Origin of the sequence: Promicromonospora soli, from assembly GCF_014653785.1 — a bacterium.
Lineage (GTDB): Bacteria > Actinomycetota > Actinomycetes > Actinomycetales > Cellulomonadaceae > Promicromonospora > Promicromonospora soli.
In genome coordinates, this window is sequence record NZ_BNAS01000003.1 from 152093 (window position 1) to 166350 (window position 14258).

Annotated in this window: 8 protein-coding genes; 2 read left to right on the forward strand and 6 right to left on the reverse strand. The window is 70.6% G+C overall.

Annotated elements, in window-relative coordinates; translation table 11 throughout:
* Positions 1 to 2 precede the first annotated feature (2 nt).
* Both IE250_RS10890 and IE250_RS10895 read right to left on the reverse strand, forming a co-directional pair.
* Positions 3 to 626, reverse strand: a complete 624-nt coding sequence (locus IE250_RS10890; protein ID WP_189669320.1) for a SanA/YdcF family protein — start codon at positions 624 to 626, stop codon at positions 3 to 5.
* Positions 627 to 645: 19 nt separating this feature from the next.
* Positions 646 to 1557 carry a DUF4031 domain-containing protein gene (locus IE250_RS10895; protein ID WP_189669321.1) on the reverse strand — a complete coding sequence of 304 codons (912 nt, stop codon included), beginning with the start codon at positions 1555 to 1557 and terminating at the stop codon, positions 646 to 648.
* Between the two features lie 280 nt (positions 1558 to 1837).
* Between IE250_RS10895 and IE250_RS10900 the strand changes: the two genes are divergently transcribed.
* Positions 1838 to 2275 (forward strand): hypothetical protein, encoded by a 438-nt coding sequence (locus tag IE250_RS10900; protein WP_189669322.1) that lies wholly within the window; start codon positions 1838 to 1840, stop codon positions 2273 to 2275.
* Between the two features lie 95 nt (positions 2276 to 2370).
* Here the strand turns inward: IE250_RS10900 and IE250_RS10905 are convergent, their stop codons facing one another.
* Entirely contained in the window at positions 2371 to 5649 is a 3279-nt protein-coding gene (locus IE250_RS10905; RefSeq protein WP_189669323.1) for an RICIN domain-containing protein, read from the reverse strand.
* 270 nt (positions 5650 to 5919) lie between these two features.
* On the opposite strand from IE250_RS10905, the gene IE250_RS10910 reads away from it, so the two are divergent.
* Positions 5920 to 8172 (forward strand): RICIN domain-containing protein, encoded by a 2253-nt coding sequence (locus IE250_RS10910; protein ID WP_189669324.1) that lies wholly within the window; start codon positions 5920 to 5922, stop codon positions 8170 to 8172.
* A 92-nt stretch (positions 8173 to 8264) separates the two neighbouring features.
* On the opposite strand, the gene IE250_RS10915 is transcribed toward IE250_RS10910, so the two are convergent.
* Genes IE250_RS10915 through IE250_RS10925 form a run of 3 tightly spaced genes read right to left on the reverse strand, consistent with a single transcriptional unit; the run spans position 8265 to position 14102 of the window.
* On the reverse strand, positions 8265 to 9482 hold the full coding sequence (locus IE250_RS10915; RefSeq protein ID WP_189669325.1) for an acetate/propionate family kinase: 1218 nt from the start codon (positions 9480 to 9482) through the stop codon (positions 8265 to 8267).
* A complete protein-coding gene (pta, locus tag IE250_RS10920; RefSeq protein ID WP_189669326.1) occupies positions 9479 to 11581 on the reverse strand; it encodes a phosphate acetyltransferase in 2103 nt (700 codons plus the stop codon). The genes IE250_RS10915 and pta overlap by 4 nt, the downstream gene beginning before the upstream one ends.
* 34 nt (positions 11582 to 11615) lie before the next feature.
* Positions 11616 to 14102: a phosphoketolase family protein gene (locus tag IE250_RS10925; protein ID WP_189669327.1), complete on the reverse strand. Its 2487-nt coding sequence runs from the start codon at positions 14100 to 14102 to the stop codon at positions 11616 to 11618.
* Positions 14103 to 14258 lie beyond the last annotated feature (156 nt).

The window sequence follows — 14258 nt, forward strand, 5'->3', positions numbered from 1 at the left end:
TGTCAGACCGGCACCCGGCGGGCCAGGGAGCGGACCGCTGCCTTCCAGCTCGCGGGCAGCTCGCGCACGTGCCACCAGGCCGCCCGCACGGGCGTCACGCTCGCGGCGCTCACGCCCACCCCGACGGCGTCCAGCCCGGCCTCCACGCAGGAGTAGAGGGCGCGGCGCAGGTGATAGCCCTGCGTGACGACGACGGCGGTGCGCGCGTCGTACAGGTCGTAGGCGCGGCGGCACGTGGCCGTGGTGTTGAAACCCTCGCGGTCCAGCGCTATCGCGTCGTCGGGGACGCCGAGGTCGTTGTCCAGGATCCAGCTGCGCATCGAGCCCGGCTCGTCGTACCTCGTGCCGTCGGCGTTGTCGTGCGCGTCGCCGCTCAGGATCACCGTTGGTGCGATGCCGGCGCGATAGAGCTCGGCGCCGGCCTCGACGCGGCGGCGCAGGTACGTCGACGGCGTCCCGTCGGGACGGAGCCCGGCCCCGAGGACGATGATCGCGTCGGCCTTCTCGATCTCGCCCGGGTCGTGCCGCACCCGGGCGTGACCGGTGGCCTGCACGGCGACGACGGGGACGGTGAAGGCGACGGCGAGCACGCCCGCGACGATCGCGGAGACCTTGAGGGGAGTCACGACCGGAACCGTATCGCGATCATGCGGCCAGGACCGTCAGCTCGGCGCGGAGGTTCGTCGTCGCCGCGGACTGCCAGCGGGCCGCTCCCGGAGCGGTGCGGAACAGAGGGCCGCCCTCCAGGAGCGCGCGCAGGACCTGGGACCGGCCGGCGCGGAACAGCGAGTCGGGCACGTCGCAGTACTCGGCGCGGACCTGGCGCGTGTACCGCGTGTACACCGCGCGGCTCCCGCCCAGCACGGCCAGGTCGGCGTCGCTGACCAGGGCACCGACGACGTCGTCGGACGCCGGGTCGTGGTCCGCCGTGACCAGGACGAGGCGCGCGATCTCGTCGATGTCCTCGGAGGAGACGCCGTTGCCGGTGAGCGAGCCGAGCAGCTCGGCGACGAGCTCGGCGGAGTGTTCCTCGTCCTGCTGGGCGACGCCGTCGTGCACCGCGTCGTGGAACCACAGGGCGAGGCGGGCGCGCCACAGCGCCCGTTCCGAGGCCTCGCTGTCGGCCGCGATCGAGTCCAGCGCGTCCAGGGCCGCGGCCAGGTGCAGGGTCGTGTGGTAGACCCGGTGCGGTTCGCGCCAGCGGTCCACCAGGTCTTCGCCGGCCTTGCGGGCCAGGCCAGGGTCGGCCCACAGGGCGTCCCAGCGGGTCAGGAGCGTGGCCCGCTTGGCGCGGTTACGCTCGGCGCCCGAGACCCGCAGGCCAGAGCCCGCCAGCCGCCGGGCCAGGTCGCCGCCCTCGACGGGCACCGCGCCCGCCGCGACCAGCGCGTCGTACCGCGCGGCCGGGACGTCGTAGTGGTCCAGGTCGAACGCGCGGTCGGGCACGCCCGCTTCCCGGGCGAAGATGCGGAGCTCCTGCAGCGACCCGTCCGAGACCAGGTGGGAGAACAGGGTCCCGTGCGCGGGCCAGGCCGGCGGGTCGATGAAGAGGGTCACGGTGTGAGGTTAGCGCGGGGGGACGCGGGGTGATCTTCAGATATCACCCGCGCGAGGGGCTGTCTTGGTCATGATCGGGTCGCTTGGACCCTTAGATTCCTCCTCGGTCCGGGTGATGTTCACCGGATGCAGAGTGCGGCGGGACCGGGGTAGATGGCGGATGGGAACCCGCTGGTGGAATGACTGGCGTCGATCGTTGAATCGACTGATGGCCGACTGGCTACCGGTGTTGCCGCAAACGCGGGCAACCGAGATCGATCTTCGAACGTAAGGAAGAAATGTGTCGGACGACCTCATCGGCATCCTAATTATTGTTCTCGGTATCGGTTTCGCTGGTGTCGTAGCGCAGTGGATCTTCCGCCGGAGTGCATCGAAGCGCTCCGGCTCCGGCGTCGTGCAGATGATGGTCTGGGCCCGCACGGGCCGGGTCCCCGGGCTCGCGCGCCAGAAGAAGTGGGTCAAGGCCAAGGTCAGCGTGGACGAGTCCGGGCGCCTGGTGTGGGTCAAACCGGCGGGCGATCCGCTGGCGGTGACCCTGCGGAGCCGGGAGTCGCGCCCACGGAACAAGAGCGACCTGTGGTTCCTCGACCCGGGCACTCCCGTCTGGGAGGCCGTCACGGCCGACGGCCAGGAGCTGGGCATCGTCATTCCGCAGCCGCGTGAGCACTCGATCGTCGAGCAGCTGCCGGTCGCCGAGCAGTCGACAACGCTCTCGTAGCCAGTTCACGTCGGAACGCCCCACGACAGAGCGGCCCTGCCGGATACCCGGCAGGGCCGCTCCGCACAGCGCACAAGCGCGCTCGTTCCGGTCGGTCAGGCGTTGACGACCCGCCACGCGCCCGACGAGCTACCGGGCTCCTCGCCGCGGATCGTCCGGATCGCCCGGTACCGGTCGCCCTCGTGCACGACGACCTCGCCCTTCACGAAGATCCGCGACGCCGTCCAGACCGGGGTGCCGTCCCCGGACCGGACGATCTCCTCCCACGGGCCGTGGTCCGAAGTGCCCGGTTCCGTCTGGGTGGTCCGGACTGCACGGTAGTAGGCCCGGTCGTGGAAGACCTCGTCGCCGGGGCCGTAGGTCACCGCCGCGTCCCATACCGGCGAGGGGTCGCCGGGCACCTTCGCCATGACCTCGATCTCGCTGACGATCATGTGCGTGTCCGGCCGCGCGACCATCGTCACGCGCACCGCGTCGGCGCGGACTTCGGCCTCGAGGTCGACGACGGGCGCGGGCCCGGCCGGGTCGGAGTCGGTCGGCACGGCCTGATGCAGCATGGTCCACACGCCGTCGACGCGTGCCTCGAGCGAGACCTCCCGAGCCCAGCTCGCGTGCGACCCGTCCTTCCAGAACCGCGTCACGACCCCGGTCAGGTCGCGGGGTTCGGCGAGCGTGACCGTCAGCGTGTCGACCGTGTTCTTCGTGCCCGACCGCCAGTTCGACCACGCCTTGTCGGTGAGGTTGCCGTTGACGACGCCGTCGGACGAGTAGCCCGGCTCGGTGAAGCTCGAGCTCGTCGTCGTGCCCGGCCTGAGCGCCGTGTTGGCCTCGCCCGGCTCGGTCACCTGGACGCGCACCGTGGCGGGCAGTGTCCCGCCGGCACCGGCGTCGGCCGTGCCGGTGAGCTCGACGAACCCGATCTCGTCGAACGCGCCCGCGGGCACGTCGTGCCACGTGACCGGCCGCTGGACCAGGGCACCGCCGTCCGCGCGCGCCGTCACGGTCGCAGGCAGCTCGGCCGTCCCGCCGACGTACGCCTCGGCCTGCGCGGTCAGGGTCTCGACGAGCGTGTCGACGATGACGGTCGCGGTCGCTGGGACCGTTGTGCCGGTCGGCGTCGTGACGGTCCCGGCCACCTCGACCGTGCCTGCTTCGGCCCACGCCTCGGCGCCCGGCACGTCCCAGACGACCGGGAGCGAGCCGCGAGCCCCGTCCCGGTAGACCGGGGTGACGGCGTCGGGCAGCGCGGGCGCGACACCTGGTGTGGTGAACACGTCGACCGGCTCGGTGCCGAGCACCGTCTCGTCCACCACGCGCCAGCGCTGGTTGGAGTTCGAGTTGGCGAGCCAGGTGCCCACCGAGGCGCCGTCGGCCCTGGACTCGCCGCCGACCTCGAGCAGTCGGCCGGTCGCCGCGCTCACGAGCGTGTAAGTGCCGTCGCCTGTGGTCGACAGGATCCAGCGGGCGTTGGCAGGCGCGTCCTGCGGCGACGCCGGGGCGGGCGCCAGGACCACCGAGCCGTCGCTGGCGACCGTGACGGCGCGCCCGTCGGCGGCCGACGTGACCAGGTACTGCGTGCGGTGCGTGCCGGAGCCCTCCGGCGCACCGAGCGGGGCCAGCTCCCAGAGCTGGTTGGCGGTCGCGGCATCCGTCCGGATCACCACGCGGTCGCCCGACGGCGCGAGCGAGCGATCGGACTGGACGCCGTCGATCCGGTACACGTGGCCGTCCTGCGCCAAGGTAGCGTCGTCCGCCACGCCGGACACGCCGTCGACGACGAACGTCGTCACGGACTCCGCCGGCACGGTGAGCGTCGCGGCGGCGTCCTGCACGGCCACCGGCTGCCCCTCGACGAGGTATCCGTCGACGCTGGTCACGACGGGGGTGACCGTCGCGCCGGCGGCGATGTCCGCGAACCCGGAGAGATCGAGCGTGACGTCGCGGTCCGCCGTCGTGTCGTTGACGTGCACGACTGTCGCAGCGGTGCCCGAGGCGGACACGGCAGCGGTGCTGTCCGTGTTGTCCACGCCGATCAGGCGGTCACCCGGCGTGATGTAGTGCGTGAAGTTCTGGGTGACCCAGTACTTGGTGTTCGTGTAGATGGGGCAGGTCTCCAGCGTGTCCTGCGCGGTGCAGGAGAACGGGATCTGGATCTCGCCCCAGTTGCCGCCCTCGGGGCTCTCGCCGCCGGGCGCCATGTTGTCGTAGTCCTCGACGGGCTGCCAGAACACCCACGCGGACGGCTCGAGCTCGCGCAGGTCGTTCACGATCTGGTGCGCGCTGCCCAGGCCGGACTCCATCGACTCGAAGTCCTGGCCGGTGCTGGACCAGGAGCCGCCTACCTCGCTCATCCACAGGGGCTTGTCCTCGCCCTTGGCGATGTCGCGCACGGTGGTGCGCTGGCCGGTGCCGTAGGTGTGCACGTTGAGCTGGGACACCTGGTCGCGCACCGCGGTCGGGTACGAGTTCCAGTTGGTGGCGAACCGGCCCGGGTTGGTCTCGTCCATCGCGGAGATCACGGCGTCCGTCGTCGAGCCGCCGATGGCGTTCGCAAGGGCCGGGATCACCTGCTGCTGCAGACCGGGCCCCATGTGGGCGCCCTCCTGGCGACCGCCCGTCGGGTTGCCGTCGGCACCGAGCTGGGTGCCCCAGTAGTTCGTGTTCGGCTCGTTGAAGATGTCGATGGTGTCGACGTCGATGCCGTGCGCGTTCTCGAGACGCTCGGTCGCGCCGACGACGTAGGCGGCGAACTCGTCGATGCTCTCGGTCTTGAGCTGGTCGGCGTTGGAGTCGAACCCGCCGGAGACGTACCCGCTGACGGTCTGGAACCACGGCGGGGAGTTGCTGAACGTCTCCCAGTGCGTGATGTCGTCCTTGACGCGGTCGACCCACCAGCGCTGCGTGGCGTCCGCATCCGGGTTCCAGTGGTCCGGGTTCGCCGGGTCCCACCAGTCGACGTCCTCGCGGGTGGTGCCCTCGGGCGCCTTCCACCACCCTTCGACGTCAGCGCCGGCGCGCAGGTAGTCGGGCACGTCGGGGGCGTTGCCGCCGCCGATGTTGTACCGGGCGATGTTGAGGTTCATCCCGTCGTCGCCGAACAGCATGTCGGCGAGCTTGTTCTTGATCTCGTCCGGGTAGCCGCCGGTGGCGTTGGCGAACCACACCAGGCTCGTCCCCCAGCCCTCGAACGGCTCTCCCGCGTACGAGGGGTCGAGGCGCACGGTCACGCCCGGGGCGCCGAAGGCGGCCGTGGTCGCGGCGGCGTCGGGCTGGGCAGTAGCCGACGCCGGGACCAGCCCGGCCGCGAGCAGCGCGCTCCCGGCCATGACGGCGCCCGCGCGCCGTCGTCCTGCGTTCCTATTTCTCGAGCTCATCAGTGAGCCTTCCTCTCGCGCCAGTGCGATGGATCAGGACGTGCGGTGCGGATTCTCACGCGAACAACGGCTCGTCATCGAACGGATGTTGACGTCACCATGGCTGGGCCGATCTTCCTCGGCGACGCCGTTGACGTCAAGCCTCGCGGTCTCTTCATGGGCGCCACTACGAGTGATCAGCCCTCGAACCGGCTCTTGTTACCGGTAACATTCTGCCCTAGGGTGCAACCGGCGACAGACACCGGGGTCCGTCCGACTGGAGGAAATGGCATGAGAAGAACAAAGATCAAAGCGATGGCGCTCGGGTTGCTCCTTGCCGTCTCGGCGGTGGCAGCGCCGATCGTGACCGCGCAGGCATACAACCCGACCGGGGGAGTCCTCTACCAGCTCCCCGCGGGGACGCCGTGCCTCAAGGGCCTCGGCAACTGCGTGGTCTACCCGAAGATGGCGCAGGTGCCGGGCGGGCGGCTGGTCGCTGCGTTCGAGAAGGCGACGATGGTGGACTACCCCGCACCGGACACGATCGGCGGTGCCGTGGGTCAGACCATGCCGATCTGGAAGAGCGACGACTTCGGCACCTCGTGGCAGCACCTGACTGAGGTGCCGCCGCCGGCCGAGCTGTCCAGCGACCCGGCAGTCGACAAGTACACGAGCAACTGGGGCAGCCCGTACCTGTACGTGCTGCCGCAGGACATCGGCAACCTCAAGGCAGGGACGCTGCTCCTGGCGAGCCTGGTCACCGGCGAGGACGAGTACTACCGGGAGCGCAAGGCCGCTGACCCGAGCTGGGTGCCGTCGAACGACGGCGACCGCCGTGACCTTGCCATCGCGCTCTACTCGAGCACGGACGAGGGCGTGAGCTGGGACTTCCTCAACATCATCGCGAAGGGCGGGTGGCAGGGCGGCAGCGCCGGGGCCACCGGAACCAACGTCGCGCAGGCGAACACGACCCGGCAGGTGGACCCGGTCTGGGAGCCGCACCTGATGGTGCGCAACAACCGGCTGGTCGCCTTCTACTCCGACGAGAACGACTACCTCGGCTACAACACGACGACGGGCGTCCCGATCATCGATCCGGCCAACGACACCGCGCCGGACTCGCACGCCCAGATCCTGGCGCACAAGACCTGGGACGGAACGAGCGCCGCCTGGAGCGCGCCGGTCGTCGACGTCGCCGGCGACACGTTCAGCTGGAACGGCGGGCAGCAGATCGGCGGCGGCCGGCCGGGCATGACGACGATCGCACCCACGACCGACGGCAGGTGGCTCCTCACCTTCGAGTACTGGGGCGGGGGCTCGAACGTCCGGTACAAGGTCGCGAACGACCCCATGCGGTTCTTCGCCGACGGCGACCCCAACGGCCTCGACATCGGCCAGCTGCCCGTGGACACCGGGTCGCGGCGCCTCTCGACCGGCGGGAGCCCGGTCATCATGACCCTCCCCGACGGGCGGATCATCTACAACGCGGCCGGCAGCGGAAGCATCTGGATGAACGACGGAAGCAGCACCGGCACCTGGACCGAGTACCAGACGACGGTGGGCGCCGGGTACAGCCGCCCCCTGCAGTACGTCGAAGGAACGGGGCGCGTGGCGATCCTCTCCGGGACGTGGGGTGGGGCGACGACCACCCCCGTCATCCGGTTCGGCGAGGTCGACCTCGGGCACTCGAACGGGGCCTACCAGCAGATCGTCAACCGCAAGACCGGGCAGGTGATCGGTACCGGTAACAACACCAACGACGCCAACCTCGGCAACGGCGACGTCCCGGACGTGCGGCTCGAGGCGGCGGGTTCGGCGGGCAACCCGGCCACGCAGCTCTGGCACGTGACGGCGAAGCCGAACAACACGGTGACGCTGCTCAACAAGTCGGGTGGCCGTGCGGCGGGGATCTGGACCGGGAATGCGACCGCCGGGCAGCGGATCGGCCAGTGGGTCGACAACTCGGCGAGCGGGCTCTGGACCGTCGTCCCGGCCTCGGACGGCTACGTGCGGTTCCGGTCCACCGCGAACACGAACCTCTACCTGACCGGCGCGACGGCAGCAGGGCCGCTCACGCTCGAGAGCTCGCTGACGGACGGGTCGCAGGAGTGGCGGCTCGACCAGGAGCCCACGCCCGTGGTTCGGATCCGCAACGTCAACAGCAACCTCTGCGCCGACGTCTGGAACTCCAGCACCGCGAACCAGGCGGCCGTCAGGCAGGGCACGTGCCACACGGGAACCAACCAGCAGTGGACGGTGGAGCCCGTCGGGAGCAGCTATCGGCTCGTGAACGTCAACAGCGGGAAGTGCCTCGAGATCCCCGCGTTCAGCAAGACCCCCGGGACCGCCGCCGTGCAGTACACCTGTAACGGCGGAACCAACCAGCTGTGGACCCGGACCGGCGAACCTGGCCGCACGCTGACGTTCCGAAACGTCAACAGCGGTCAGTGCCTCGACGTCCCCAACTTCTCGACGGCGTCCGGCACCGCGCTGACCCAGTTCACCTGCAACGGCGGAGCCAACCAGCGGTGGCTCGTGGGCTGACCCGCACAACCCTCTTGGCTGTGGGCGCGACCGTTGCGCCTAGAACGGGCATGTGGTCGCAAGCATCGCGCCCACAGCCAAGAGGGGCGTCGCTAGCCCGCAATCAGCTCCATGGTCTGGCGGGCGATTGCCAGCTCCTCGTTGGTCGGCACCACCATGACCAGGAGATTCGTGCCGCCCGGCCGGGCCGAGATCACGCGGGCCTCGTCCGACCGGGCCTCGTTCGCCGCCGGATCCATGGTGAGGCCGAGGAACTTCAGGCCCCGCACCACCCCCGAGCGGATCCGGTGATCGTTCTCGCCGACGCCCGCGGTGAACGTCAGCACGTCGATCCCGCCCAGCACCGCCGCGTACGCGCCCACGTACTTGCGCAGCCGGTGCAGGTAGACGTCGAGCGCGAGGCGGGCGTCCCCGTCGCCGTCGGCCACGAGCTTCTGCAGCTCGCGCATGTCGCGCACCCCGGACAGGCCGAGGATCCCCGAGCGCTTGTTGAGCAGGGTGTCGACCTCGTCGCCGGACATCCCGCGGCGCATCAGGTGGAACACGATGCCCGCGTCCAGGTCACCGGAGCGCGTGCCCATGACCAGCCCTTCGAGCGGGGTCAGGCCCATCGACGTGTCGACCGGCCTGCCGCCCAGCACCGCCGACGCCGAGGCGCCGTTGCCCAGGTGCAGCACCACCTGCCGCAGGGTCTCGGGCCCCCGGCCCTCGGCCGCCAGCTTCTCTACGACGGCCGGATGGGCGGCTACCGCAGACGACACGAACTGGTGCGACGTGCCGTGGAAGCCGTAGCGGCGGACGCCGTGCTCGGCGGCGACCTCGCGGTTCAGCGCGTACGTCGAGGCGGCCGGCGGGAGGGACGCGAAGAACGCGGTGTCGAACACGGCGACGTGCGGCACGTGCAGCAGCTCGCGCGCCACCTCGATGCCGGTCACGTTGGCCGGGTTGTGCAGCGGGGCCAGGGGGATGAGGTCGCGCACGGCGGCCTCGACGTCGTCGTCGATCAGGGTGGGGGCGGAGAACACCTCGCCGCCGTGCACCACCCGGTGTCCGACGGCGGCGATGCCGGCCTCCGCGAGGGACGGCCCCACCTCGTCGAACAGGCCGATGACGGTCCGCAGCGCCGCGCCGTGGTCGGGCACCGGCAGGTCGCGCACCAGCTGCTCGCCCTTCGCCTCGTGCTTGACCCGCCCGGAGGCCTCGCCGATGCGCTCGACGATGCCCACGGCGAGGGCCTCGCCCGAGGCGGGGGCGACCAGCTGGTACTTCAGCGAGGACGAGCCAGAGTTGAGGACGAGGACGGTGCTCATGAGGGCTCCTTGGTCTGGGCCTGGATCGCCGTGATCGCCACCGTGTTCACGATGTCCTGCACCAGCGCCCCGCGGGACAGGTCGTTCACCGGCTTGTTCAGGCCCTGCAGCACCGGCCCGACGGCGACCGCGCCCGCCGACCGCTGCACAGCCTTGTACGTGTTGTTACCCGTGTTCAGGTCGGGGAAGACGAACACGGTGGCCCGCCCGGCGACGTCGGACCCAGGCAGCTTGGAGGCGGCGACCGAGGCGTCCACGGCGGCGTCGTACTGGATGGGGCCCTCGACGTCGAGCTCGGGCGCGCGCTCGCGGACGAGCTCCGTGGCGGTGCGGACCTTGTCCACGTCGACGCCGGTGCCGGAGGTGCCCGTGGAGTAGGACAGCATCGCAATGCGCGGTTCCACGCCGAACTGCCTGGCGGTCGCGGCGGACGAGACCGCGATGTCGGCGAGCTCGGTCGACGTCGGGTCGGGGATGACCGCGCAGTCGCCGTACACGAGCACGCGGTCCTCGAGGCACATCAGGAAGACCGACGACACGGACGACGTCCCGGGCTTCGTCTTGATGATCTCGAACGACGGCCGGATGGTGTGGGCGGTCGAGTGGGCAGCGCCCGACACCATGCCGTCGGCGAGGCCGAGGTGCACCATCATCGTGCCGAAGTAGGAGACGTCGGTGACGATCTCGCGGGCCCGCTCGACGGTCATGCCCTTGTGCGCGCGCAGCCGCGTGTACTCGGCGGCGAACCTCTCCACGTGCTCGGGGTCGTGCGGCGACAGCACGCGGGCGGCCTCGATGTCGAGGCCCAGCTCGGCGGCGCGGGCGCGGATCGGCTCGTCGTCGCCCAGGATCGTGAGGTCCGCGATCTGCCGGGCCAGCACGGTCGAGGCGGCGCGCAGGATCCGGTCGTCGCCGCCCTCCGGGAGCACGATGTGGCGGCGGTCCGTGCGGGCCCGCTCGATCAGCTGGTACTCGAACATGAGCGGCGTGACCACCTGCGGCCGCGGCAGGTCGAGGCGGGCCGCGAGCGCGCCTGAGTCGACGTTGCGCTCGAACAGGGCGCGGGCGGTCTCGACCTTGCGCACCGCGTTCTTGTCGACGCGGCCGCGCGTCTTCGCCGCCTCGCGGGCCGCGCGGTAGGTGCCGAGCCCGGTGGTGATGATCGGCAGCTTGGGTCGCATCGCCTCCAGCAGCTCGGCCGGGCGGCCCTGCGGGTAGAACCCGCCGTTGAGGATGATCCCCGCCAGCGACGGGAACGACGGCGTCATGTGCGTGGCGAGCAGGCCGACGAGCAGGTCGGTGCGGTCGCCCGGCGTGATGACGACGGCGCCGTCGGTCAGCCGCTCCAGCAGGTGCTCGAAGCTCATGGCGCCCACCAGCAGCTCGAGCGCCTCGCGGCCGAGCAGCTCCGGGTCGCCGAGGACGAGCTTGCCGTCCACGGCCTCCAGGAGCTGGCCCACAGTCGGGGCCTGCAGGAACGGTTCCTCGGGGATGGTCCACACCGGCAGGTCGGGGTGGGCCTCGCCCAGCAGGTTCCGCACGTCCAGCGCGCTGTGCGTGTCCGCGCGGTTGACGACCAGCCCGATCGCCTGCGCGTGGTGGGCCGCCAGCTCGGCGAGGCTCACGTCGGCGACCGTGCGCACACCCTCCGGCGTGCGCTCGCGGCCGGACACGACCAGCAGGACCGGGGCGCCCAGGTTCGCCGCGATGCGTGCGTTGAACGAGAGCTCGGTGGGGCCGGCGACGTCCGTGTAGTCCGTGCCGAGCACCACCACCGAGTCGCAGCGTGCGGCCAGGTCGTGGAACCGGGACACGATGCGGCTCAGCGCATCCTCCGGGTCGGTGTGCAGGGCGGCGTAGGTCACGCCGACGGCGTCGTCGTACGCGATGTCGACGCCGTCGTGCTCCAGGAGGAGCTCCAGCACGTGGTCGCGCTCGCCGCTCGTGTCCTCCGCCTCGGTCGCGCGGGAAACCGGCCGGAAGACCCCGACCCGCTGACCCTTGCGGACCAGCAGGTCGAGGACGCCCAGAGCGACCGTCGACTTTCCGCTCTCGCCCTCAGGGGACGCGATGACGATGCTGCGGGTTGCGCCGGTCACATGCCGCTCCGTGTTCACTCCGTGATATTTGCTGCTACTCGTTGTCTCCACCAGTGCCGAGCGTAGCGCCAACCTGGTCCCCGTCCGCCAGGTCCTGGGCGTCCGGCCAGACCCAGTCGCGCACCTCGGGGATGTCGTCTCCGTGCTCGCGGGTCCAGGCACGGGCGCGAAGCCGGGCATCCTGCATGCGCTGGCGCAGTCCGGCCTGGGCGCTGCCGAGCGAGGGAACCCGGTCGATGACATCGATCACAAGGTGGTACCGGTCGAGGTCGTTGAGCATGACCATGTCGAACGGCGTCGTCGTCGTGCCCTCCTCCTTGTACCCGCGCACGTGCCAGTGGCCGTGGCCCGCACGGCGGTAGGTGAGGCGGTGGATGAGCCACGGGTAGCCGTGGTAGGCGAACACCACTGGCCGGTCGCTCGTGAACAGGCCGTTGAACTCGGAGTCCGTGAGGCCGTGCGGGTGCTCGGTGGCGTCCTGCAGCCGCATGAGGTCCACGACGTTCACCACGCGCACCTTCAGGTCGGGCAGCTCGCGGCGCAGGATGTCCGCCGCGGCGAGCACCTCGAGGGTCGGCACGTCGCCCGCGCAGCCCAGGACGACGTCAGGCTTCTCGCCCGCCGTCTCGGTGCCCGCCCACTCCCAGATGCCGAGGCCGCGCGTGCAGTGCTCGACCGCCGTCTCCATGTCGAGGAAGTTCGGCGCCGGCTGCTTGCCCGCCACCACCACGTTGACGTACTGGCGGCTGCGCAGGCAGTGGTCGTAGGTGCTGAGCAGGGTGTTGGCGTCCGGCGGGAGATAGACCCGCACGATCTCGGCCTTCTTGTTCACCACGTGGTCGATGAAGCCGGGGTCCTGGTGGCTGAAGCCGTTGTGGTCCTGCCGCCACACGTGGCTGGACAGCAGGTAGTTCAGCGAAGCGATCGGCCGCCGCCACGGGATGTCGTTCGTGACCTTGAGCCACTTGGCGTGCTGGTTGAACATCGAGTCGACGATGTGGATGAACGCCTCGTAGCTGGTCAGCAGGCCGTGCCGGCCGGTCAGGAGGTAGCCCTCCAGCCAGCCCTGCACCTGGTGCTCGCTCAGCATCTCCATGACGCGGCCCGCCCGCGCCATGTGCTCGTCCACCTCGGGCCCGATGTACTCGGCGTTCCACTGCTTGTCCGTCACGTCGTACACCGCCTGCAGGCGGTTCGACGCCGTCTCGTCCGGGCCGAAGATCCGGAAGTTGTCGGGGTTCAGCCGGATCACGTCGGTGAGCCACTGGCCCAGCACACGCGGCGCCTCCGACGTCGACCCGCCGGGCGCGGGGACGTCCACCGCGTACCGACGGAAGTCCGGCAGCCGCAGGTCCTTGAGCAGGAGGCCGCCGTTCGCGTGCGGGTTCGCGCTCATCCGCAGCGCGCCCTCCGGCGCCAGCCCGGTGATCTCCGGCAGCACGCGGCCGTCGGCGTCGAACAGCTCCTCCGGGCGGTACGACCTGAGCCACTTCTCGAGCACGCTCAGGTGCTCGTCGGTGTCGCGGGCGCTCGCGAGCGGCACCTGGTGCGCGCGCCACGACCCCGTCGTCTTCTTGCCGTCGATCTCCGCCGGGCCGCTCCACCCCTTGGGCGTGCGGAACACGATCATGGGCCACATCGGACGGCTGAGGTCGCCGCCCGCCGCCCGCGCCTTGATGGCGGCGATCTCGTCGAGCACCTCGTCGAGGAGGGCGGCGAACCGACGGTGGGTCTCGAGCGGCGGCTCGCTCTCGTCGTACCCGCCGTCGAAGAAGTACGGCTTGTGCCCGTAGCCGACCATGAGGTCGTTCAGCTCCGGCCGCGAGATGCGTGCCAGGACCGTCGGGTTGGCGATCTTGTAGCCGTTGAGGTGCAGGATCGGCAGCACCACCCCGTCCTGGGCCGGGTTGACGAACTTGTTCGAGTGCCACGAGGTCGCCAGCGGCCCGGTCTCGGCCTCGCCGTCGCCCACCACTGCCGCGACCATGAGGTCGGGGTTGTCGAAGGCCGCGCCGTAGGCGTGGCTCAGGGAGTAGCCGAGCTCACCGCCCTCATGGATCGACCCCGGCGTCTCCGGCGCGACGTGGCTCGGGATACCGCCCGGGAACGAGAACTGCCGGAACAGGCGCTTCACGCCCTCGGTGTCCTCGGTGATGTCGCTGTAGACCTCGGAGTAGGTGCCGTCCAGGTAGGCCGAGGCGACCAGTCCCGGACCGCCGTGGCCGGGGCCGGTGATGTAGATCGTCTTCTGCTGCCGCTCCTTGATGGCGCGGTTCAGGTGCGCGTACAGGAAGTTCAAGCCCGGCGTGGTGCCCCAGTGGCCCAGCAGCCGCGGCTTCACGTGGTCCCGGGTGAGGGGCTCGCGCAGGAGCGGGTTGTCGAGGAGGTAGATCTGGCCGACCGAGAGGAAGTTGGCTGCCCGCCACCACGCGTGGATCCGTTCCAGTTCGGCGGGCGCCAGCTCGGCGACGCCCGTGGCGCGCCATCCGGTGGTGGAGTCGGGGACTGCTGTCGTGGTCATCGCTCACGCTCCTGCCTGCGAGTTACCTGCGGGGGTCAGTGCCAGGTTGACTGCTCGTTCATTCGAACGCAGAACTGCCATGCATGCGAGGGGGGCGCCGTGTGATCTGTCAGATGTACAGGTCATCCCCCTGATCCGTGCGTCTGACACCTCCTA